The sequence below is a fragment of the Psychrobacillus antarcticus genome (assembly GCF_029533155.1).
Taxonomy (GTDB): Bacteria; Bacillota; Bacilli; order Bacillales_A; family Planococcaceae; genus Psychrobacillus; species Psychrobacillus antarcticus.
Genome location: NZ_JAIZDB010000005.1, coordinates 23,879 through 44,724, shown reverse-complemented (window position 1 = coordinate 44,724; position 20,846 = coordinate 23,879). Strand labels below are relative to the sequence as shown.

Sequence of the window (20,846 nt, the reverse complement as noted above, 5' to 3'; positions counted from 1 at the left end):
CTGGGTGAAGCATTCAATAGGAAGAAATATCTTACTAAGTGTATTGGTAGTACTCACAGTATGTTCACTATTTACACTAACAGACCAAGGTAGAAAATTTATTGGTACAAACTATTTCGATAGTGATGATTTTAGTTGGCAGCTTGCTGAATTTGAAACGTCTATCGTACCAGTAGTTTTAGCAGTACCAGATAAAGAAGAGGTAAAGAAAAAAATTACGGTAACGCTAGAGGAAATAGAGGAATACCGATATCGTTACGGAGACCTCCAAAGCCAATTAGTTTCGATCAGAAATCAATATGAAGGAAATACAGCTACATCAGAAACAGGTGAGACTACAACAGAAACAGCTACGGTAACAGAACAAGTATCAATTGCAGAACGTGATAAAAAGATAGAAGATATTACGAAAAACTTCTCAGATGATAGCTACGTAGAAAAAAAGATTCGCGCAGAAAAAGAAGCACAGGTCGATGCTTATTACAAATCTATTGAACATGCAAAAAATGATCTATTAAGTCAAAAAGAGGACTTTGTATATGACTTAGTGAATGTCGAAACAAAAGAGCATTATTCAAACGGAGAAACGAGTTCGAAAAACGTATTCAAAAAAGAGTACTCCGGTAGATATGGTTACTTAAAAGAACGTACTGTCTATCAGAATGTAGATAATAGCTCGTTAGTCACTGATATAATGGGAAACCCATTTGCACGATTTGAAGGGACCATTGCTATTCCGGAATCTAGTATTTTAAGCGGGCATAGAGCTAATGAATATAAATACTTTATAACAAGCCAACGCAAGTTTTATGGAATACTCGTAGTGGGAATTTTAGCAGCGATAGCATTTACTTTATTGTGGAGAAAAAATAGCGAAACTTTTCGACATGGGAGTTGGGAAGAAAAGTTTCGTAAGTTGCCAATTGATGTGAAATTAGTATCATTTCTTCTTAGTATTTTATTGGTTGTTACTACCACGAGGTTTTTGGTAGGGTTTGTCATATATAGTGACTATGACATGCAAGTATATACGTTTATTTTTGCAGTTATTTTTACAGCATTAACGCTGTATCAATGGAAATGGTTGCGTACGGGCCTTGGGACAATCGACTGGAAAGGTAGTCTAGTTTATAGTTGGATTAAATCATTAGAAGGCTTTTTCTTGAAACGCACTATTGGGGTACAAACATTGATCATGCTTATAGTCATTTTCTTTTGGGGATTTGGCACGTTGCTGACATTAATTCAACCAATTGCGCTAATCGTATGGATTCCAGCAACGGTTTTAATCGGTATACCAGTACTCGTGTTTTTATTGTCTAGAATGTCATACTTGAACCGGATTATTATGAAAACCGAAGAAATGGCAAGAGGCGTTATTGGCAATGAAATCGAAGTGAGAGGGAAGTCGCCAATTGCTGAGCATGCGGCTAGCTTAAACGGACTTCGTGATCGGATTAAATCATCGCACTCTGAGCAAGCAAAAAGTGAACGCTTGAAAACAGAGCTTATCACAAACGTTAGTCATGATCTGCGTACACCTTTAACATCCATCATTACGTATACCGATTTGTTAAAAAATCCAAGCATTACGGATGAAGAGCGATCATCCTATATTGCGATTTTGGATAAAAAGTCGATGCGTTTGAAAACGCTAATTGAAGACTTGTTTGAAGTTTCTAAAATGGCGACAGGAAATATCGAATTAGATAAACGAAAAGTGGATTTAACCCAACTACTGCAGCAAGCAATCGCTGAGCATCAGGAAGACATTGATAAATCAGGATTAGATTATCGTGTAGCCATTGGTACAAAACCAATCATGTCATTTGTAGATGGACAAAAGTGGTGGAGAGTCCTGGATAACCTCATCATCAATACACTGAAGTATGCCCTACCGAATACTCGAGTATATATCAATTTGGATCAAATCAACGGAGAAGCCGTTTTCGTCATCAAAAATATAGCGAAGTATGAGTTAGGCAACGATGTGAATGAATTAGCTGAGCGATTCAAACGAACAGACACATCTCGTCATACAGAAGGTTCCGGACTAGGCCTTGCCATCGCACAATCCATAGTGGATTTACACGGAGGTAGCTTACGAATGGAAGTAGACGGAGATCTGTTCAAAGTAACCGTGAAAATTGCAGTAATAGTATAAAAAAAGAGAGAAATCCCAGTGGGGTTTCTCTCTTTTGCCGTGGAAAAGTGCGTTAGTTGGAATTTTGGGCAGTTGAGTTGGAAAGAGGCTCTAGTTGGAATTTTGAATGGCTTAGTTGGAATAATGAGCATGTTAGTTGGAATAGTAAAAATTTCCTAAACAAAAACAACCGCCAATAATTAGCGGTCGCATGATAAAATGTAATGCCGTGATTTATGGTTGCTGACTGGGTGTAGTGGTAACTTATTTAACAAATAGTTTCCGGCATACTTGTCCTTCAGCTCAAGAAAGTGGACACATTCACTGTTCGAAATGGAGCTTTTCACTAGATAAAACCAGTCTTCCACTGCTTGGTTCTGCATAACAAGTTTAAGTGTTTTGCACATGCTACATTTCAATTGACCGCGCGTCTTCTTGGAGCATGAAGGACAGATCAGACCAGTTTTTACATCAGATAGGTTCACCGGATAAGTTTGTGCTATGGGAGTTGGGATAAATTCAAATGATTTGGAGACGAGCTCTCTCGATAACTGATTAAATTCCGTTGTTGATAGCACATCGGGTAACTGATTATATTCATCGATATAGATGGAGATGTCGCAACCCATGACAATTGTGGTATATTTTGGGGGGAGTACTACATGCGTTTTGCTATATGCAAGAACAATGAGTTTTTTTATTGGGAGATTTATTTTGAATTCCTGTAGTAGTAACTGGAGTCTTTTCGTTTGTCGGATTATTTGCTGCTCGGGGCATTTAAAGGAGGTAATTTCTCCGTCAAACTCACGTATAAGTTGGTCAGGATTTCTTTGGAAGGCGATTTTGCCACGAATGTTTTTTATTTCTAACAGGGCTATATATTTCTTTGTGAGAATAACCGTGTCCATCTGGAGATAGCGGTTGGAATCGACTTGGATGTGAAGGTCTTTGAGGATGGCATAGTTTCTAGGGAAGTCCACCTGCTTGAGGAGATTGTCCACATAGCATTCTCCGTGAAACCCGGATTCAGTTGCTTTCATTCGTTACTCTATCTCTAGATACATAGGGTGATAGTTAGGTAAGCGTTGCAAGATCCACTTGTAGATTAGAATCGATTTTGGTGGTTTACGTGGTATGTCGATGATACATTCCTCCTTTTCATTGAAAATACCATTTTTACAAACATATAACAAAGGGGATGGAAATATGGAAACGTTAAATCAATTGAATTTTGCTAGAATTTATACATTAGGGAGAATTAGCCAAGTAAACGAAGTCGCATGGGATACACAACCACCTGGTTTCAATAATACGATTCGCTGGAATGTAGGTCATATTTACGTGAATACAGAGATGCTAACGCAACAGGCAATTCCTTCCTATGAAGTTGTATATCCGGAATGGGTCCCACTATTTGACCGTGGAACAAAACCAAATGATTGGGCTCTGGAACCTCCAACATCGGAGGAACTAATAAGTGCTTTGCAGGAACAAACGGAACGGATAAAAGCGGTACTAGGCAACAAACTATCAAATACTTTAATAGAGTCAAAGTCCATAGGTAACCTCCACGAAATGAAGACAGTAGAGGCACTGGTACAATTTATGGTTTGGCATGAAGGGGTGCATGCAGGAATTATCCACGCATTGAATCATGCTACGAGTAAGGAGTAACGATGAAAATTTACATTGTAGGATCGGTGGGAAGTGGTAAAACTACACTTGCTCGTCAAGTTGCAGCTAACCTCCATATACCACATTTCGAAACGGATAATTTTGTATGGAACCATAAACCAACAGGTGACAATCGAAATGAAATTGAAGTCAGAAACCAATTATTTAATGATGCAGTAAAACTGGAAGAGTGGGTCATAGAAGGTGTTCATATCGATTGGACAGACAAGGCATTATTAGCTGCCAACGAAATTGTTTTCTTAGACATTCCTGTGAATAAAAGAACATGGCGCATAATTGGGCGATACATTCGTCAGATTCTAAAAATAGAAAAGGTAAACTATAAACCGACCTTTACTATATTTCGGAAGATGTTTGGATGGAATACATACTTCGAGGAACAAATGAAACCTTTATTCTTGGAAAAATTTGAAGTCTACGGTGTAAAAGTACATTGCCTTCATACAAATGAAGATGTCGAAAATTGGTTGCAACAGCTCTCGGTGGAAGAAGCGGCTGGTTAAAGGAGTTCAACATAAAAGGATCACCATCTTCTAAAATGGTCATCCTTTTTTTTCAACGTCTCTATTTCTTTTATTAAATAGTCCAATTTACTTTGTATATCGGATAATTGCTGCTGATTTTCTTGCTTATTTTGTTGGACATTCTTTTCTTCCTTTTCCAGTTCGGCAAGGGCGATGCCTTCACCTATGGTTTCAATAATGTATCCAATTGTTACAATAACAGTACCTAAAAATCCAACCTTGTCGGCAAGGTTAGTCGTTTCCTCATTCTCCGGCTCAACAGGGTCTAGTGGGTTCATGCGCACTAACATCCTTTATGCTATCTTTTTATCTTTATTGTCCAGCGCCTAGCCCCTCGGGTCGCTTCAGAATTTCGAGACCTCACGATGCGGGTCAGTTAGTCGTTGTGACACGACGTCACGAATTTAGACTGACTTCCCTTCAGCAAAGGACGGCCTTTACGTGAAATTCTTCCAGCGCTTGCTCCTGCGAAAAGCTCGTCGCAGAAGAACGTTGTCAGGACTGACATAAGTGCTTGCACTTTTCTTGTTAGCATATGTTGACGGGAACGAATAAGTTATTTTTTAGCGGGAACCATTTTATGTTCAAATGCATAAATCACGGCTTGTGTACGATCACTTACTTCGAGCTTCGATAAAATATTGCTGACATGTGTTTTGGCTGTTTTCAATGCTATAAAGAGAGTGTCAGCTATATCTTGATTTGTTTTGCCTTCTGCCATAAGTAGTAGTACTTCATGCTCTCGGTCTGTTAAATCTTCATGGAGAGCATGGTCCGAGCCTTGACGCATACGCTTCATCATTTTATTTGTTACTTCAGGCTCTAATACGGCATCACCATTTAATGTTTTGCGAATGGAGTCTGCGATATGAGAGGCTTTTGACGTTTTTAACAAATAACTGATAGCTCCAGCTTCGAGTGCTGGATACACCTTGTCATCATCTATAAAGCTAGTGACTATCATTACTTTCGCTTCTGGCCATTGTTTAACAATTTCACGTGTTGCCTCAGCACCATTCATAATTGGCATAACCATATCCATTAAAATAATATCTGGTTTATGCTTAAGGGCCAAATCCACCGCTTCTTTGCCATTAATCGCCTCAGCGACTACTTCCATATCGGGTTGTGCCTGCAAGTATGCGGAAACACCGATACGCACCATTTCATGGTCATCCGCTAATAAGATTCGAATCATTTTCTAACTCTCCTTTCTCCATCTGGATTGTTTCAATATCTATTATCTCAATTGGTAGTTTCACTTCGACTATTGTACCTTGAGAGGGAACGGAAACAATTTTACATGTAGCGCCGATTTCAACTGCTCGTTCCTGTACACTTTGTAACCCATATGAGCCGTTTTTGGAATCGACCTGTTCAAATCCGACACCGTTATCCTGCACCCGGAAAATAGCAAGATTATCTCGTTCAACGAATAATATATCAACTTCCGTAGCTTTTGCATGTCGTAGAGTATTGGATAACGTTTCTTGTGCAATTCGGAATAAATGATCCTCGGCCCCTTTTGACAAAGGAACGTCTTCCAGGCGATAACGAATCGTGAAAAATACCTTATCTTGTAATTCCATAAGTAACTCTTCTAAACCTTCCTTTAGTGTTTGGTCATGAAGGGCTGCCGGACGGAGATGTAGTAATAATGCGCGCATTTCTAATTGGGCCTGCTGTACAATTTTTTCGGCTTGCAACAATGTTTTGGGGACTTTTTCATGCTGTGTTTCCTCTATTTCTACCATAGCGGAAAGAAGCATGGATGCAGCAAACAATTGCTGGGATACAGAATCATGGAGCTCTCTCGCAAGTCGCTGTCTTTCTTGAACGATTCGCTCCTGAATAACCTGATCTTGTGCCTCTGCCTTTTCATTCGTTATGCGTTGTAATGTCTTCCTTTGTGTCATAATAAGTTGTTCTAATTGATTTGTTGTAACATGTAGACGCTTTGAGTAGCTATACTTTTTCTTTGCTGGTACAAATGTTTCTGCCTCAAGCAAAGGACGCAGGCTAATATCAATCTTCTTTTCCTGATCTCGAACCTTTTGTAATGTGTTCAATGAAAAACTAAAACTCATAATGGCCAGAATGATAATAATCCAAGCTCCAAAAGGAACTTCCGCGTATTTTACTTCTAATAAGGACCACCAAGCATCTTCATTTGGCCAACCCCATAGTGCATAAAGTAAAATTGCTGCCAGTGACAATAAAGTGATGAAAATAGAGAGGCCTTGCCCGAAAATGATCTTCATTTGCGGATCACCTCTATGTCACCAATCCAGGTGGATACAGTAATGACTAACTCCGAGGTATACGTGACATCCTCTAAATAACCATCTGTTACTAGGACAGATTGGTTCCATAGCCGCTGTACTCCACGACCAAAGATTTCCGCCTCTCCAATAATAGTTGCGAAATGTAGCCTTACCGGAATTTCGTATGGTACATAAATGGTTACTTTCCCGAGAGACTGCCGAATGGAAATAAAGGATGTGCCTTTTGGCAATACCGTTTGTGTTACATCAATCACTTGTTCTCCATAAAAGCTTTGGACATGAACATCTTGCCACTCATACGAATTAAATGGAGTTGTTTGAGAAGAAAATAACTTATTTTGAATAATACTATTAGGAGTTTCTTTATATACCGTGTCAAATGGGCGAATCACTTTTTGAATAGGTTCATTTTTCCATAGTTTATACAGGATATAACCCATAATAGCGAGTAGTAAAAGTCGCAAACTCCACATAGAAAAAATAGCGATGATCAGAAGAGTAAATCCGGTCCAAAATAAAAATCGAATACGTTTTCGAGTGCTAAAATACATCATCCCGATGCCAAGAAGAACTAATACAATACTGCCATTTCCAAAAATTGTAGCCTCTATGAACATAAGGAAAACAAAACAAATGAGTATAAACGCTAATCTGTTTGTTTGGTTTTCTTTCATAATAAGTATTCCTCCTTCTTCACATTAGGATTAGTAGGAGAAGGCAAAAGCCTTCTCCTACTAATTGTACAGCTAATCTTATTCTACACAATCTCGACTTTAGTTTGTGCGTTTTTTTCTAACAATTCTAAACGTTGTTCCATTGAAGTGACTTCATGCTCTTTTTCGATTTTTTGGCCAAGGCGTTCGATGTATTGTTCCATGTCTTCGAATGTGCCGAAATTCTTTTCTTTTTGTTCTGGTTGTAGAATCCGATCCATTTGATGATGTGCGCGAGTTACATTTTCTTTGCCCATCAATTGTAATTGACGAACTTTCATGTCTTTTATTTTATGTTTCATCTCTTCGTATTTGCGCTCTAAGCCAAAAAGCTCTTCTGTTGTTTGGTGAATGCTGTTTTGTAATACAGTGGCACGTTCCTCATATGCTTTTACTTCTGCCAAAGCAAAGGTAGCTAGGTCTTCCTCACCGCTAGCAGTTGCAAGTTCAGCTTGGTTTTTACGTTTCTCAACCATTTGCATCGTTTCAGCTAGTTCTTTTTCTAGTTCTTGTTTTAGGTTCCCTTGGCGCTCTAACCATTTACCAGTTTGCTCTGTTTGTTTTTCTGCTTCACGAATATATTGGTTTAGCATTGCAATCGGGTTTTTCTCTTCTCTTTTGTCAAATAGCTTGTGTAAGTCTGCTTCAATTGAGTATTTTAATCTGTTTAATAATGATGTCATGTCCGTTTCCTCCTTATTTTGAAAGCTCGCTCCATTGTTTTTCAAAGTTTACAAAAGGGTCATCTGATTTAATAATTGACGATGAAAGACTAACCTTTTCGTTGTTCCATTTTTTCACTACATACCAAACTGCTAGAATTGCTAAAATACCGAAGAATCCAGGTACGTTTACAACTGCACTGATCAAACCAATGATTCCTAGGGTTACCCAAAAGATTTTCAAGAAAGTTGAGTCACTCTTTAAGTAAAAATGTACCCCTGCAAAAACGATCGCTGCGGAAACCCCAAGAGCTAAAAGCGAACCTAAGTTAGCTAGTGCTACAATCCCAGCGATAATTCCTAGTGTTAATAAACCAAATTTTTTCATATGTTTGTTCCTCCTCTCGTTTGTATTACAAGCTTACCAATTTTAGAAATGAATCATAACGGGCTTAGAATTGATTTTCATCTCGGTCTAGAGGCTTAGGGGTACTAGGACAATTTCTGATATACTATGAAAAAGTGTATAATTGTCCAATAGCGACGAACACAAATACGAGAAAAACACATGACAAAATACATACATTGGAGAAATGATACATGAAAAAAATCGCTGGAGCTGCAGTAGCAATCCTCTTATATTCTGCAATTGTATTTTACTTTGGCGGGAGCGTTGCCACTTGGTTAGAACTTTACCTTCCTATAAATAATTGGCTATTCGGTATTGTCTGGGGACTAATTGCTTTTGGGTTTATCATTGGGAGATTCAGTCATAAGCTACGGCTATTTAGTATTATAGGATCTTACTGGTTTATCGTCATGCAATATGGAATTATCCTTTTTCCACTAGCGACGATTCTGACATGGATTTACCCTGCTCAATTAAGCATAATAGGTTGGATAGTTTTCATGGTTTTTCTCGTTATAATCATATTCGGTACGTATAACGCATACACACCAGTTGTGCGAGAACTTTCTATTGTAATGCCGAAGAAGGGTTCAAATGTAGAATCTCTAAAAGTTGTAGTTGCATCTGATTTCCATCTTGGTTTATTATCCAATAGGGCGCATTTAAATCGATTTGTGAAAAAATCGAATGCCGAAAAACCAGATTTAGTATTGTTAGTTGGGGATTTAGTGGATGACGATCCTATTTGGTTTGTTCAAAAAGGTATGTCCGAGGTGATGAAACAGCTCACTTCTACGTATGGTATATATGGGGTGCTTGGAAATCATGAATATTACGGAAAGAAAATTCCTCTATTAGTAGAAGAGATGGAAGCATCAAACGTCCGCATGTTATTAGATGAAACTATTTTAGTAGCGGATTCGTTCTATTTGACAGGGCGAGAAGACTTAACGAATAAAAACAGAAAGCATTTATCCGAGTTAGCTCCAGAAGAAAAAGATTTACCGTGGTTTGTAATGGATCATATACCTTCTAATTTATTGATACCTGAGAAGGAAAAAGTAGACTTTCATGTGTCCGGACATACGCATCTCGGACAAATGTGGCCAAATCATTTATTGACTAGAAGGATATTTGAATTAGATTATGGGTATAGAAAAAAAGGGAGTTTACACGCAATTGTATCTTCTGGGTTTGGGTTTTGGGGACCACCTATTAGGTTAGGGAGCCAATCGGAGCTATGGTCAGTAAACATTAAGTTAGAGGATGGGGAAGTATAATGGAAGCATGGATTACAGACTGGATGAATCAGTTTGGGTATCTAGGAGTATTTTTATTAATTTTGGCAGAAAACATTTTCCCGCCAATTCCTTCTGAAGTGATTTTGACACTTGGAGGATATATGACGACGACTACTAGCATGACGAAGCTTGGTATTATTATTGCATCCACGGCAGGTTCTGTCATTGGGGCTGCAATTTTGTATGGTATCGGGTTATTTTTAGACGTAGGACGTTTGGAGAAAATAATAGGGAAATACGGAAAATATCTTCGGTTAACGATGAAAGATATTCACAAAGCAGATGCTTGGTTCGATAAATACGGAGTCTGGGCAGTGTTTTTTGGGAGGCTAATACCTCTTGTCAGAAGTCTTATTTCGATTCCTGCTGGGATGTCGAATATGAAGTTTGGGCTATTTCTTCTATTTACGACGCTAGGAACATTAATATGGAATACGGTATTAGTTTCAGTAGGAGCGGCGGTAGGAGATAACTGGGATGAAATTGTTGGATATATGGATATATACTCGAACATCGTGTACGCGCTCATAGCTATCGGCGGTATTGTATTTCTTATTTGGTACTTTAAAAAACGGGACTAAGGAGATTATATGGAAATTATAGAGTTATTAAAAGCACTTATACTTGGATTTGTTGAAGGAATGACAGAGTTTGCACCTGTTTCTTCCACGGGACATATGATTATTGTCGATGATATGTGGTTGAGAACAGAAGATTTTTTAGGGAAATATTCCGCTAATACGTTTAAAATCGTTATCCAATTAGGGTCTATTTTAGCGGTAGTTATGGTCATGTGGAAAAGATTATTTAGCTTAGTAGGGTTGTACAAAATAGATACGGAAGAATCGAGCAAACAGTTTAATTTACTCCATGTTATTGTTGGTATTATTCCAGCGGGAGTACTAGGAGTATTATTAGAAGATTTTATTGATAAAAATTTATTTGGAGTAGAAACAGTGATATTTAGTCTGGTAGCAGGCTCTATTTTAATGATTTTTGCAGATAAATTTGGACCTAAAAACCCTTCTATCGTAAGCTTGGATCAAATTACATATGCACAAGCTTTTAAAGTAGGATTAGTTCAATGTCTATCGTTGTGGCCGGGGTTCTCTCGTTCAGGAGCAACCATTTCTGGTGGGGTATTATTCGGAATGAGTCATAAAACTGCAGCGGACTTTACTTTCATTATGGCTGTGCCGATCATGGCTGGAGCAAGCCTAATATCTGTTTTAAAAAACTGGGAAGACATTGATATGAACCATCTTAGTTTTTATGCAGTAGGATTTATTAGTGCATTTGTATTCGCACTTATTTCTATTAAATTCTTCTTAAAATTAATATCACGGATTAAGTTAGTTCCATTCGCAATTTATCGCATTATTTTAGCGGCAATTCTTGCGGTTATCGTATTTCTTTAAATAAAACAGCAAATTTTATACAGTACTCCGTTGTGTGGAAAAAAGCATTGCCTTTGGCAGTGCTTTTTTAAAAACAAAGTTATATTAGAATATGGGTATATATAGTGAAATTAGAAAGTCACAAGGCACACTCAAAAGAAAGGTAGTTAAACTGTTACTGAATATGAAGAATTGATTTTTCTTATTGAACTAAAGCGTAATAATTCAAGTGAACAAGAAGTAACTGATTTAAACTTCTTTTTTTCTTTTAGCACTTATGATGTGTACCAGGATTTAGGGGATATCGACAAACTAGAACCGGGAGAAACTACTAGTATATATAGTCATCACATAAAAGGAACTGGTAGTGATCGAAGTTGATATTTACAATATCCAAATTAACAAAACTGAAAGACAAGTTGATAGCCTTGCTTATGTAGCCTCTTACAAACCGAGTAAAGTGGTAGTTATTTTAGAAATAACCGGTACTGATCATAATGATAAACTATTGTTCAGGGTAAAAGGGTATGAAGATGTTTTTGGCCAATATGAATTCGATTTGACATCCGCTAGAGAGTGATTGTTTAAATGATGTCTTCTTATGAATGCGGTTGAGAAGGGCATATCCTATCTCTTGTTCACGCTTCTTAATTTGATGGCTCAAAGTTGATTGTGAAATACCTAATTTTTCAGCTGCCACTTGTAAAATGCAGTTCTTTACTAAGCTATGAGACGAGCTTCAGACCTACTGAGGCACCTAAAACCATGCCAATAAAAACAAGTCTTTTCCAGTCTTTTGATTCATCATATAAAAGCATACCTAAAATTGCTCCGCCAGACGCACCAATTCCTGTCCAAATAGCATAAGCTGTACCCATAGGAAGTGTTTTCATGGAATAGGCAAGAAAAATAAAACTTGCTCCAAACCCGAGAATCAAAAGCACTAATGCTTGCCAATTACGGTCTTTATGCAACTTATTTATCATAACAACACCAAACATTTCACACAAACCTGCAATTATTAAAGAAATCCATGCCATTAGGATTCATCCCCTTCCTGAACTTTGTCAGGAACTGTCTTTTCAGAATTTCTATTCTTTGGTGAACCATTTAAAGTAGAAAAAGTACTCTTGATTTTACTTTTATTAGCAGGTGTAATTGGATTGAAATTAGTTACAATAGAAAACATTTTAAGCATGTAATTAATTTATAATACACACATTTTTATCTCTTATTCAATAATGGATGTTTTTTATCAGGAGTTGTTTACTTTTTGTTGCAAATGCAACATAATTAAGCTATATTTAACGCATACCATTTTTATTGCATTTGCAATAAAATATGAACTAAGGAGTTTATTATGAAGGAAATACTTCGTGAAATTGGAATGATAGCACGAGCATTAGATTCTGTAAGTAATATTGAATTTAAAGAATACGACCTTACAAAAGGGCAATATTTGTATCTTGTGCGAATATGTGAATACCCGGGAATCATTCAAGAAAAGTTAGCTGAGATGATAAAAGTAGATCGAACAACAGCAGCTCGCGCTATAAAAAAACTTGAAATTAACGGTTTTATTGAAAAGAAAGATGATAAACATAACAAAAAAATTAAAAAGCTTTTTCCAACTGATAAAGGGAGAGATGTTTACCCTCTGATTAAAAGAGAAAATGATTATTCCAATAACGTTGCATTAGAGGGATTTTCCGAGAGAGAAGTAGAAACCATTTCCAATCTGCTTTATAGAGTTAGAAAAAATATAGAAAAAGATTGGGAATTTGTAAAAAAGGGAAACAAGAGAAATTATTGATTGTTTAAAGGGGCAACTTATTTAATGAATATAAAGATAAAAAAGTGTACGCTCGAAGATTCGTGTAAACTTCAAGAAGTTAGTTATGAAACATTTAATGAAACATTTAAGGATCAGAATTCACCCGAAAATATGAATGCTTATTTGGAAAGGGCCTTTAACTTAAAACAATTGGAAAAAGAATTACTCAATACTTCTTCACATTTCTATTTTGTTTATCTTAACAATGAAATCGCAGGATACTTGAAGGTCAATACCGATGATGCTCAATCTGAAAAAATGGGTGATGAATCACTTGAAATTGAGAGGATTTATATAAAGAACCAATTTCAAAAACATGGACTAGGTAAATATTTGCTAAACAAAGCTATGGAAATTACGTTGGAATCCAATAAAGTGAAAATCTGGTTAGGTGTATGGGATCAAAATGAAAATGCGATTGCTTTTTATAAGAAAATGGGGTTTGTTCAAACTGGAGCGCACTCTTTTTATATGGGCGATGAGGAACAAATAGACTTAATCATGGCCAAAACACTTATAACTATTTTGGAGAGGTGAATTACTATGTATATTCCTAAATACTTTAAGGTTACAAATATTGATGAAATTTGGGATTTTGTTCAAACTAACTCATTCGGCACGATTGTCACAACAAAAGAAGGAAAACCAATTGCCTCTCACCTGCCTTTAGGGTTGAATAAAAAAGATGGTGATACCTATATTACTGGGCATATGGCTTATGGAAATCCTCAGTGGAAGACATTCGAAACATGTGAAGATGTGTTAGTTATGTTCCAAGGACCACACGCTTATATCTCATCTTCCTGGTATGAAGATGAAAATGTACCGACTTGGAACTATCAAGCTGTGCATGTATATGGTAAAGCAAGTGTTATGGAGAAAGATGAATTAATCGAAGAATTAACTATAATGTTGGAGAAATATGAAGGAAATCGTGTAAATCCTGTTTTATGGGATAAGCTTTCTCCCCAGTTATTAGAAAAAGAACTAAAAGGAATAGTCGGATTTAAGATCAAGGTAGGGGACATCCAGGCTGCATATAAATTAAGTCAGAACAGAAATGAAACGGATATTACTAACATCATTAGTAAATTAAAAAATGAAGGAATTCCAAATTCAAAACAAATTGCCGAACTGATCGAAAACAGATTTAAATAACACTTATAAGCGCATTTATTTCTATTAAATTCTTCTTGAAATTAATCTCACGGGTTAAATTAATGCCATTTCCAATTTATCGTATTATTTTAGCGTTAATTCTTGCAATCATCGTGTTCATGTAAAAAAATAGAGGCAGACATTTTGTTGAAAATGTCTGCTTTTCTTAATTAGTTTAAATTTTAGTGTTGCTCACTCAAACACAATATGTTAGATTATACAAATGAACTAAACACAATATATAGTATGTTAACGATGAAAAGGTACCTTTATGGTTTAAAAGGGAATTCGGAAAATGCCGAAGCTGTCCCCGCAACTGTAAGTGTGGACGACTGTTGAAATAGCCACTGCGAGCAATCGTGGGAAGGCCAGCAGGCGAGTGAAACACGAGCCAGTAGACCTGCCTCTTCATCGGTGAGCAACACTTTCTTCGGGGGTTGAGAGGTGGGAGCGAAGGCCTCTATCTCGAACGATTGATATGTCTTGTTGTATCCTACACTTTTAATTTTGAGCGATGCTCAGCCGAAGATGGCTGAGTCATCGCTTTTTTGTGTTGTATTTCAATTAAAAAATAGGAGGAATTCAAATGACAATTATCTCGAATACAACTAAACAAGAAGTCTTACATAATCTAATAATGGAATTTGGGGAGGAAAAAATTGCTCCTCTTATAAAAACACATGAAAAGTGGCTACAAAAGCACCCGGAAGGTACAATAGCTGCTTGGTCGAAGTCGATATCACTGGAAGCATTAAGCTTTTTAGATGAACAAGAAACGTACTGGACCTTTGTAGCCGCCCGTGTACATTTAGCGGAGGTTTACGAACAAGTAGCTGAGAGAAGAAACACAACTGTGGATGCTGTGTATACCAAGTTTGCAAGTAATGTCCAACTATTAAGTGAAAAGGGTATTTATGATAAACGTCTTAAGCAAGCATATTCCCTACAGGAACTAGAGCAGCTATCTGAAATTCTCGTACAGGAACGAGATTATTTGTTTACATATATCGGCCTTAAAACGTTATTGGATCGCTATGTAGCGAAGGACTTTGATAAAACTATAGTCGAACTGCCTCAGGAGCGTTGGCTTATTATTGCGATGACACTTATGAAGGATGAACAAGAAAATCGTTTAGAGAAAATAAAAGAATCTTACTGGGCAATGAGTAATCTGTATATGACAGTAGCAACACCAACACTTTCTAATGCAGGGAAGCCTCATGGACAGCTTTCTAGTTGTTTTATCGACACCGTAGACGATAGTCTTCAAGGAATCTACGATAGCAATACGGACGTAGCAACGCTTTCAAAATTTGGTGGTGGTATTGGAGTTTATATGGGCAAGGTGCGTAGCCGAGGGTCTTCTATTAGAGGCTTTGTTGGAGCTTCCAGTGGTGTATTGCCTTGGATAAAACAGCTTAATAATACGGCGGTAAGTGTGGATCAGCTTGGGCAACGCCAAGGAGCAGTTGCTGTTTACTTAGACGTTTGGCATAAAGATATTTTTACATTTTTAGATCTACGTTTAAATAACGGAGATGATCGCCTACGTGCTCACGATATATTTACAGGTGTATGCTTGCCAGATTTATTTATGGAGAAGGTAGATGCTAGAGAAGAATGGCATTTATTTGATCCACATGAAGTTCGTCAGCTAAAAGGTTACTCACTAGAAGACTATTACGATGAAAAACGTGGAGATGGTTCGTTCCGCAAAAAGTACGAGGAATGCGTAAGTGATTATCGCTTGTCTCGTGAAACAGTTCCTGCTATCGATTTGATGAAGCGAATCATGCGATCGCAGCTAGAGACAGGTGTGCCGTATATGTTTTACCGTGATGAAGTTAATCGTAGCAACCCAAACAAGCATGCTGGGATGGTTTATAGTAGTAATCTTTGTACAGAAATTTTCCAAAATCAAAGCGCAACAACATTTGAGTCGATTCAAATCGAGGATGATATTATTGTCACTCGTCGTAAACCAGGAGACTTTGTCGTATGTAATCTATCGTCTATAAATTTAGGGAAAGCAGTCCCAGCAGATGTATTAGAAAAACTTATAAAAATTCAGGTTCGAATGCTCGATAATGTGATTGATCTTAATATGATTCCAGTTCCTCAGGCAGAACGTACGAATTCTAGATACCGTGGGATTGGACTTGGTACATTTGGGTGGCATCATTTACTTGCACTAAAGAGTATTCGTTGGGAATCAGATGAAGCAGTAAAGCTTGCGGATACACTATACGAAAAAATAGCTTACTTAACGATTAAAGCCTCTGCAGAGCTTGCGAAGGAAAAAGGGGTATATCCATTATTCGAAGGATCAGATTGGCAAACGGGAGTCTATTTTGACAATCGTCAATACGACAGCGAATCGTGGAATGAATTACGTAAGCAAGTTAGCGAAAGTGGAATACGGAACGGTTATTTAATGGCAGTTGCTCCGAACTCTTCGACATCCATCTTAGCTGGAAGTACTGCAAGCATTGATCCTATTTTCCAAAAGTCGTACTCGGAAGAGAAAAAGGATTATAAAATCCCAGTCACTGTACCGGATTTAAATTCGGAAACTACATGGTATTACAAATCTGCATATTTCATTGATCAGCATTGGACACTTAAACAAAACGCTGCACGCCAACGCCATATCGACCAGGGTGTTTCATTAAATTTATACGTACAAAATACGATCAAAGCAAAAGAATTACTAGATTTACATTTAGATGCATGGAATAGTGGGTTGAAAACTACCTATTACGTTCGTTCTACATCCGTAGAGTTAATAGAATGTGAGTCTTGTTCCAGCTAATGAAAGTCGTCATTTGTTATTTAAGTTATAGCGGAAATACCGAGGAAATAGCAGAGCTATTGAAAGTGCAATTGGAAGCCGATGATATCGACGTAGATATGTATTGCATTGGCTATGGAGTAATGCCAAATTTGTTTGAATATGACCTTGTTTTTCTCGGAACTTTTACTTGGGATAAGGGAAGTACACCAGAGGAAATGAAGGAGTTTGCAAGAGAAGTTGAAGGCAAACCAAATAATGTCTATGTATTTGGCTCAGGTGATACACAGTTTGGCGGAGACGAGCTGTACTGTAGGGCAGTAGACAAATTAGCACGTTTTTATAACAGTGGTTATCCGGGTTTGAAAATTGAGCAATCACCGAGAGGTAGCCAGGAGAAGTTGGTAAGTAAATGGTTAGAAGGAGTTTTGGAGCATGCAGAAGGCAAAAACGTTAGAACCTAGAAATCCAAACAAATCGACAGGAATTTTCAATGGCAAATCCAGTGGAATATTAAATTGGAACGATATTGCATATCCACACTGGCATAAGATGTACAAGCGCTTATTAGGTAACTACTGGCAGGCAGATGAGATCAATATGTCCAATGATATTAAACAGTTCGCAAGCCTTAGTCAGCAGGAGCAGGATGCTTACCTGAAAATTATTGGCTTGCTAGCAACATTAGATGCACCACAAACACGTACAGCACTGTTATTGTCACTTTATGCAACTGACCCCTCGGTTCAATCAATCATGGCGGTCATTGCACAGCAGGAAGCTGTACATAATGAAAGTTATTCATATGTATTATCTTCCATCGTATCGCTTGATCAACAAAATAAGGCCTTTGAATTTGGGAGAATGGACGAAACGTTACTGAAGCGAAACAAAAATATTGCCAAGTATTATAATGACTTCGTAGAAAACCCTACGACAGAAAATATATTAAAAACGTTAACGTATACAACTTTGCTAGAAGGATTATTCTTCTATTCAGGGTTTGCCTATTTCTATAATCTTGCTCGCTATAACAAGATGGTTGGGACTTCTACAATGATTAGCTATATTAACCGAGACGAACTAGAGCATGGTCGATTTATATCGGAACTGTTTAGAGCGACTCTTTCTGAAAACCCAGAACTGAATAACGATGAGCTAATTGAATGGGTTTATGAACAATTTAAAGAATCCGTTGAATTAGAAATAGAGTGGTCAGAATATGTATTAGCGGATATTGAGGGAATCGAATTAGAAGAAATGCATGGGTATATTAAATACCGTGCCAACAAAATGTTGCGTCTAATTGGTTTGGAGGAAATATATCCTGAGTATGTAGAAAATCCGATGAAGTGGATACGTGCATATGCAGATAATATCGATGGAACAAAAACAGATTTCTTTGAACAAAAATCGCGCCAATACGTAAAAGTAAATGCTATTGATAATGGCTTTGATGATCTATAAAAGTAAGTGAAAAATTGCTTTATCGAACGATTAGATATGTTCGATAAAGCAATTGCTATTTTTAATAGTATAGAAGGCTGGTAATTGACATTAGAAAATCATGCGAATTACATTCCTAACATATTAAAGTTCTAAGGTTTCGTTGGTACTTTTACCGGATTCTACGGGTTCTTCTTTACCTACTACTTTTTTCATGAAATTATATGCGGACTTTATTGTTGATCCTGTTTCCCAATATTCGGCTGTTTCAGCTTTTATTTTGATGAGTATTAGATGAGGGTCTGTATAGTCCATATCAAACATAATTTCATAGGCTTTATTCCAAAATTCTTTTTTCTTATTAAGGTCATCGACAATTTCAGCTGTTCCACTAATCGACGCATACGATTTATCCGAGATGATAACGTTGACGTCATCATTCGTTTTGATTTCTTCATATTTATCTGTATCCGTTCGTGTTAAAAACCATAAATCACCGTTAAATTCTACCTCTTGTAATTGCATCGGACGTGCTACTAAGCGGTTTTCTTGACTATGTGTGACTAGCATCGCAACCTTGGCACTTTTGATAATTGATCTTAAGGATTCTAAAGTTTCAGGTGTATTTGTCATGAGAAATTCCTCCTTCATAATATATAGATGAGTTTCCCTTTTTCTTTACAAATAAACTTATTCTGCGCTTTGTATTTTAAAGTAGGCTATTGCGCTTTATAAGGGAGAAATAAAAAGACCGTATTTCATTATAATGAAATACGGTCTTTAAGCATGTTAAATTATGAAGTCCACTCTAATATTTCGATACGATTACCAAAGGGGTCGTGTATATAAATTCTATTGGCTCCTAGTAAGTCGGTGTCGACTACAGAGCTCACATTGCTCTTGGACAAGTGTATCTATAAAAAAGGAAAGCGAGGATGTCTGAGTTCCACCCGGGGTAGCTCGAGTTCCACCCGGGGTAGCTCGAGTTCCACTCAAGACAGCGAGTTCCACCCGGGGTAGCTCGAGTTTCACCCGAGGTAGTTCGAGCTCCACTCAAGGATGTTTGAGTTCCACCCAAGACAGCGAGTTCCACCCGGGGTAGCTCGAGTTCCACCCGAGGTAGTTCGAGCTCCACTCAAGGATGTCTGAGTTTCACCCAAGACGGACCGGTTATTATTATTTTTGGATAGGACCATTGTTAATAGTAGAAAGGGCTTCATTAATTTCAAATATTTTGCCACGGATATCTGTAATACCGAAGCTTTCTAAGCTTGCAGAATGCATTGTTAAATAGCTTTGTGCAGTTTCTTTTGTTTTAAATAGATAGATACCACCAGCTTCTTTTGCTTCAGCATTCTCTGTCCAAATTTTCCAAAGAAATTCTTCTTCATTAATGTTAAGCGTTAAATCTTAAAACCTTCGGACATTTCATTAAGCATAAATACATTCATAAGTGAGCAACAAAAAGACCGTATTTCAGTAAGATGAAATACAGTCTTTAAGCGTCCTAAATTAAGAAATCCACTCTAATATCTCAATCCGATTGCCAAATGGGTCATGTACATATATTCGATCGGCTCCAGGTAAGTCAGTATCGACTAAAAAGCTCACATCACTTTTAGTTAAATGTGCCTTTAAAGCATCTAAGTTTTCTATTAGAAATGCGGGATGAGCTTTTTTAGCAGGCGCAAATGGTTCTTCAATGCCAATATGAATTTGATAAGAGCTAAATGAAAACCAAATGCCGCCCCGTTTTTTTAGAAGTTCTGGTTTATCTACTTCTGTAAATCCTAAAATTTCCCCGTAAAATGTTCTTGCAATTGCTTCTGAACCCTTTGGAGCAGCTAATTGAACGTGATCAATTGATTGAAATACAAATGACATCATTAATCCCTCCCTATACGTTCATTCTATTGGAAAGTAAGCGATAAAGATAATTGATAAAAGTCATCAATAAGCATAAGGAATTCTTATGACATTTTTGCCAATATTTTGTTAACAGTATTTTTATTGCGAGCTGTTGAGGGAATACCTAGTTTCCGCTCAAAAAAAGCATTCGTAAATTTTGTTTGATGATAACTTTTCGAAAGACTAATAATCACATTTCGTTTCTTCCAAACAACAAACTCATCATCTATTAAACCTGCTAGCATCTCTTGTTGCTCCACTGAAATTTCCTGGGTTAAAAACATGACATATACCTGCTCCCTGAAGAAAATTGGTAGCTGGACGATTCCGTCAAATTCTTCTTTAGAGCGTACCACTACAGGTATTTCAAATCCATACGACTCTCGAAGAGCTACCTCTATAGCAGGGACATTAATAACAGTTTGTTCAACAATTACGTTTCCAGTCTGAATATAGGTTTGCACATTTTCATAGCCGATCTCTTCAAAAAGAGATTTTAAGGATTTCATATCTACCTTATTTTTAGCACCAAGATTAATTCCTCGAAGCAATATTACTGACGACATCCCCAACACCACTC

At 37.2% G+C, this 20,846-nt stretch carries 26 protein-coding genes, 2 pseudogenes and 1 riboswitch; of the genes and pseudogenes, 15 read left to right on the top strand and 13 right to left on the bottom strand.

Annotation, left to right across the window (positions count from 1 at the left end):
* Positions 1 to 4: 4 nt before the first annotated feature.
* Complete coding sequence (locus LDK52_RS03625) at positions 5 to 2,164, top strand: histidine kinase dimerization/phospho-acceptor domain-containing protein (RefSeq protein ID WP_277584587.1); 2,160 nt, start codon at positions 5 to 7, stop codon at positions 2,162 to 2,164.
* Positions 2,165 to 2,343: 179 nt separating this feature from the next.
* On the opposite strand, the gene LDK52_RS03620 is transcribed toward LDK52_RS03625, so the two are convergent.
* Complete coding sequence (locus LDK52_RS03620) at positions 2,344 to 3,183, bottom strand: nuclease-related domain-containing protein (RefSeq protein ID WP_277584586.1); 840 nt, start codon at positions 3,181 to 3,183, stop codon at positions 2,344 to 2,346.
* 94 nt (positions 3,184 to 3,277) lie between these two features.
* Here LDK52_RS03620 and LDK52_RS03615 point away from each other — a divergent pair, with 94 nt between their 5' ends.
* Positions 3,278 to 3,817, top strand: coding sequence for a DinB family protein (locus LDK52_RS03615; protein WP_277584585.1), 540 nt, complete (start codon positions 3,278 to 3,280; stop codon positions 3,815 to 3,817).
* Positions 3,818 to 3,819: 2 nt separating this feature from the next.
* Complete coding sequence (locus LDK52_RS03610) at positions 3,820 to 4,341, top strand: P-loop NTPase family protein (protein WP_277584584.1); 522 nt, start codon at positions 3,820 to 3,822, stop codon at positions 4,339 to 4,341.
* Between the two features lie 20 nt (positions 4,342 to 4,361).
* On the opposite strand, the gene LDK52_RS03605 is transcribed toward LDK52_RS03610, so the two are convergent.
* The 6 genes from LDK52_RS03605 to LDK52_RS03580 all read right to left on the bottom strand — a co-directional run bounded on the left by LDK52_RS03605 (position 4,362) and on the right by LDK52_RS03580 (position 8,410).
* Positions 4,362 to 4,640: a hypothetical protein gene (locus tag LDK52_RS03605; protein WP_277584583.1), complete on the bottom strand. Its 279-nt coding sequence runs from the start codon at positions 4,638 to 4,640 to the stop codon at positions 4,362 to 4,364.
* 278 nt (positions 4,641 to 4,918) lie between these two features.
* A complete protein-coding gene (locus tag LDK52_RS03600) occupies positions 4,919 to 5,560 on the bottom strand; it encodes a response regulator transcription factor (RefSeq protein ID WP_277584582.1) in 642 nt (213 codons plus the stop codon).
* On the bottom strand, positions 5,535 to 6,623 hold the full coding sequence (locus LDK52_RS03595) for a sensor histidine kinase (RefSeq protein ID WP_277584581.1): 1,089 nt from the start codon (positions 6,621 to 6,623) through the stop codon (positions 5,535 to 5,537). Before LDK52_RS03595 ends, LDK52_RS03600 begins: the two co-directional genes overlap by 26 nt.
* Entirely contained in the window at positions 6,620 to 7,321 is a 702-nt protein-coding gene (gene liaF, locus LDK52_RS03590; protein WP_277584580.1) for a cell wall-active antibiotics response protein LiaF, read from the bottom strand. The genes LDK52_RS03595 and liaF overlap by 4 nt, the downstream gene beginning before the upstream one ends.
* An 83-nt stretch (positions 7,322 to 7,404) precedes the next feature.
* Complete coding sequence (locus LDK52_RS03585) at positions 7,405 to 8,043, bottom strand: PspA/IM30 family protein (RefSeq protein ID WP_277584579.1); 639 nt, start codon at positions 8,041 to 8,043, stop codon at positions 7,405 to 7,407.
* Positions 8,044 to 8,056: 13 nt separating this feature from the next.
* Positions 8,057 to 8,410: a lmo0954 family membrane protein gene (locus LDK52_RS03580; protein ID WP_277584578.1), complete on the bottom strand. Its 354-nt coding sequence runs from the start codon at positions 8,408 to 8,410 to the stop codon at positions 8,057 to 8,059.
* A 212-nt stretch (positions 8,411 to 8,622) separates the two neighbouring features.
* On the opposite strand from LDK52_RS03580, the gene LDK52_RS03575 reads away from it, so the two are divergent.
* The 4 genes from LDK52_RS03575 (at position 8,623) to LDK52_RS03560 (ending at position 11,709) form a co-directional block, all read left to right on the top strand.
* A complete protein-coding gene (locus tag LDK52_RS03575; protein ID WP_277584577.1) occupies positions 8,623 to 9,711 on the top strand; it encodes a metallophosphoesterase in 1,089 nt (362 codons plus the stop codon).
* Complete coding sequence (locus LDK52_RS03570; protein WP_277584576.1) at positions 9,711 to 10,313, top strand: DedA family protein; 603 nt, start codon at positions 9,711 to 9,713, stop codon at positions 10,311 to 10,313. Before LDK52_RS03575 ends, LDK52_RS03570 begins: the two co-directional genes overlap by 1 nt.
* A 9-nt stretch (positions 10,314 to 10,322) precedes the next feature.
* Complete coding sequence (locus tag LDK52_RS03565; protein ID WP_277584575.1) at positions 10,323 to 11,150, top strand: undecaprenyl-diphosphate phosphatase; 828 nt, start codon at positions 10,323 to 10,325, stop codon at positions 11,148 to 11,150.
* Between the two features lie 346 nt (positions 11,151 to 11,496).
* On the top strand, positions 11,497 to 11,709 hold the full coding sequence (locus LDK52_RS03560; RefSeq protein WP_277584574.1) for a hypothetical protein: 213 nt from the start codon (positions 11,497 to 11,499) through the stop codon (positions 11,707 to 11,709).
* Here the strand turns inward: LDK52_RS03560 and LDK52_RS20060 are convergent.
* Both LDK52_RS20060 and LDK52_RS03550 read right to left on the bottom strand, forming a co-directional pair.
* Positions 11,635 to 11,829, bottom strand: a complete 195-nt coding sequence (locus LDK52_RS20060; RefSeq protein WP_407081776.1) for a helix-turn-helix domain-containing protein — start codon at positions 11,827 to 11,829, stop codon at positions 11,635 to 11,637. The two genes, LDK52_RS03560 and LDK52_RS20060, sit on opposite strands and share 75 nt — an antisense overlap.
* 25 nt (positions 11,830 to 11,854) lie before the next feature.
* Positions 11,855 to 12,169 (bottom strand): DMT family transporter, encoded by a 315-nt coding sequence (locus LDK52_RS03550; protein WP_277584573.1) that lies wholly within the window; start codon positions 12,167 to 12,169, stop codon positions 11,855 to 11,857.
* Positions 12,170 to 12,196: 27 nt separating this feature from the next.
* Here LDK52_RS03550 and LDK52_RS03545 point away from each other — a divergent pair.
* The 8 genes and pseudogenes from LDK52_RS03545 to LDK52_RS03510 all read left to right on the top strand — a co-directional run.
* Positions 12,197 to 12,331: pseudogene (locus tag LDK52_RS03545) on the top strand (QacE family quaternary ammonium compound efflux SMR transporter); the annotation flags it as partial.
* A 158-nt stretch (positions 12,332 to 12,489) separates the two neighbouring features.
* Entirely contained in the window at positions 12,490 to 12,942 is a 453-nt protein-coding gene (locus tag LDK52_RS03540) for a MarR family winged helix-turn-helix transcriptional regulator (RefSeq protein WP_277584572.1), read from the top strand.
* Between the two features lie 24 nt (positions 12,943 to 12,966).
* A complete protein-coding gene (gene paiA, locus LDK52_RS03535; RefSeq protein WP_277584571.1) occupies positions 12,967 to 13,500 on the top strand; it encodes a spermidine/spermine N(1)-acetyltransferase in 534 nt (177 codons plus the stop codon).
* Positions 13,501 to 13,506: 6 nt separating this feature from the next.
* Entirely contained in the window at positions 13,507 to 14,121 is a 615-nt protein-coding gene (locus LDK52_RS03530; protein WP_277584570.1) for an FMN-binding negative transcriptional regulator, read from the top strand.
* Positions 14,122 to 14,126: 5 nt separating this feature from the next.
* Positions 14,127 to 14,246 (top strand): annotated as a pseudogene (locus tag LDK52_RS03525) (undecaprenyl-diphosphatase); the annotation flags it as partial.
* Between the two features lie 119 nt (positions 14,247 to 14,365).
* Positions 14,366 to 14,543, top strand: a riboswitch (cobalamin riboswitch).
* Between the two features lie 164 nt (positions 14,544 to 14,707).
* A complete protein-coding gene (locus LDK52_RS03520; RefSeq protein ID WP_277584569.1) occupies positions 14,708 to 16,933 on the top strand; it encodes a ribonucleoside-diphosphate reductase subunit alpha in 2,226 nt (741 codons plus the stop codon).
* Positions 16,921 to 17,376 (top strand): flavodoxin, encoded by a 456-nt coding sequence (locus tag LDK52_RS03515; protein ID WP_277584568.1) that lies wholly within the window; start codon positions 16,921 to 16,923, stop codon positions 17,374 to 17,376. The genes LDK52_RS03520 and LDK52_RS03515 overlap by 13 nt, the downstream gene beginning before the upstream one ends.
* Entirely contained in the window at positions 17,348 to 18,379 is a 1,032-nt protein-coding gene (locus tag LDK52_RS03510; protein WP_277584567.1) for a ribonucleotide-diphosphate reductase subunit beta, read from the top strand. The genes LDK52_RS03515 and LDK52_RS03510 overlap by 29 nt, the downstream gene beginning before the upstream one ends.
* A 123-nt stretch (positions 18,380 to 18,502) precedes the next feature.
* Here LDK52_RS03510 and LDK52_RS03505 read toward each other — a convergent pair whose 3' ends face one another.
* From LDK52_RS03505 to LDK52_RS03490, 4 genes are all read right to left on the bottom strand, one after another.
* Positions 18,503 to 18,991 carry a pyridoxamine 5'-phosphate oxidase family protein gene (locus LDK52_RS03505; protein ID WP_277584566.1) on the bottom strand — a complete coding sequence of 163 codons (489 nt, stop codon included), beginning with the start codon at positions 18,989 to 18,991 and terminating at the stop codon, positions 18,503 to 18,505.
* 543 nt (positions 18,992 to 19,534) lie between these two features.
* Positions 19,535 to 19,726, bottom strand: a complete 192-nt coding sequence (locus LDK52_RS03500; protein WP_277584663.1) for a YdhR family protein — start codon at positions 19,724 to 19,726, stop codon at positions 19,535 to 19,537.
* 144 nt (positions 19,727 to 19,870) lie between these two features.
* Positions 19,871 to 20,242, bottom strand: a complete 372-nt coding sequence (locus LDK52_RS03495; protein ID WP_277584565.1) for a VOC family protein — start codon at positions 20,240 to 20,242, stop codon at positions 19,871 to 19,873.
* 86 nt (positions 20,243 to 20,328) lie between these two features.
* Positions 20,329 to 20,832 carry a DUF1697 domain-containing protein gene (locus tag LDK52_RS03490; RefSeq protein WP_277584662.1) on the bottom strand — a complete coding sequence of 168 codons (504 nt, stop codon included), beginning with the start codon at positions 20,830 to 20,832 and terminating at the stop codon, positions 20,329 to 20,331.
* Positions 20,833 to 20,846: the final 14 nt, after the last annotated feature.

Excerpts from the sequence above, each read along its gene's own strand:
- LDK52_RS03620 (WP_277584586.1), bottom strand. The coding sequence starts at position 3,183 with ATGAAAGCAACTGAATCCGGGTTTCACGGAGAATGCTATGTGGACAAT.
- LDK52_RS03615 (WP_277584585.1), top strand. The coding sequence starts at position 3,278 with ATGTCGATGATACATTCCTCCTTTTCATTGAAAATACCATTTTTACAA.
- LDK52_RS03610 (WP_277584584.1), top strand. The coding sequence starts at position 3,820 with ATGAAAATTTACATTGTAGGATCGGTGGGAAGTGGTAAAACTACACTT.
- LDK52_RS03605 (WP_277584583.1), bottom strand. The coding sequence starts at position 4,640 with ATGAACCCACTAGACCCTGTTGAGCCGGAGAATGAGGAAACGACTAAC.
- LDK52_RS03600 (WP_277584582.1), bottom strand. The coding sequence starts at position 5,560 with ATGATTCGAATCTTATTAGCGGATGACCATGAAATGGTGCGTATCGGT.
- LDK52_RS03595 (WP_277584581.1), bottom strand. The coding sequence starts at position 6,623 with ATGAAGATCATTTTCGGGCAAGGCCTCTCTATTTTCATCACTTTATTG.
- liaF (WP_277584580.1), bottom strand. The coding sequence starts at position 7,321 with ATGAAAGAAAACCAAACAAACAGATTAGCGTTTATACTCATTTGTTTT.
- LDK52_RS03585 (WP_277584579.1), bottom strand. The coding sequence starts at position 8,043 with ATGACATCATTATTAAACAGATTAAAATACTCAATTGAAGCAGACTTA.
- LDK52_RS03580 (WP_277584578.1), bottom strand. The coding sequence starts at position 8,410 with ATGAAAAAATTTGGTTTATTAACACTAGGAATTATCGCTGGGATTGTA.
- LDK52_RS03575 (WP_277584577.1), top strand. The coding sequence starts at position 8,623 with ATGAAAAAAATCGCTGGAGCTGCAGTAGCAATCCTCTTATATTCTGCA.
- LDK52_RS03570 (WP_277584576.1), top strand. The coding sequence starts at position 9,711 with ATGGAAGCATGGATTACAGACTGGATGAATCAGTTTGGGTATCTAGGA.
- LDK52_RS03565 (WP_277584575.1), top strand. The coding sequence starts at position 10,323 with ATGGAAATTATAGAGTTATTAAAAGCACTTATACTTGGATTTGTTGAA.
- LDK52_RS03550 (WP_277584573.1), bottom strand. The coding sequence starts at position 12,169 with ATGGCATGGATTTCTTTAATAATTGCAGGTTTGTGTGAAATGTTTGGT.
- LDK52_RS03540 (WP_277584572.1), top strand. The coding sequence starts at position 12,490 with ATGAAGGAAATACTTCGTGAAATTGGAATGATAGCACGAGCATTAGAT.
- paiA (WP_277584571.1), top strand. The coding sequence starts at position 12,967 with ATGAATATAAAGATAAAAAAGTGTACGCTCGAAGATTCGTGTAAACTT.
- LDK52_RS03530 (WP_277584570.1), top strand. The coding sequence starts at position 13,507 with ATGTATATTCCTAAATACTTTAAGGTTACAAATATTGATGAAATTTGG.
- LDK52_RS03520 (WP_277584569.1), top strand. The coding sequence starts at position 14,708 with ATGACAATTATCTCGAATACAACTAAACAAGAAGTCTTACATAATCTA.
- LDK52_RS03510 (WP_277584567.1), top strand. The coding sequence starts at position 17,348 with ATGCAGAAGGCAAAAACGTTAGAACCTAGAAATCCAAACAAATCGACA.
- LDK52_RS03505 (WP_277584566.1), bottom strand. The coding sequence starts at position 18,991 with ATGACAAATACACCTGAAACTTTAGAATCCTTAAGATCAATTATCAAA.
- LDK52_RS03495 (WP_277584565.1), bottom strand. The coding sequence starts at position 20,242 with ATGTCATTTGTATTTCAATCAATTGATCACGTTCAATTAGCTGCTCCA.
- LDK52_RS03490 (WP_277584662.1), bottom strand. The coding sequence starts at position 20,832 with ATGTCGTCAGTAATATTGCTTCGAGGAATTAATCTTGGTGCTAAAAAT.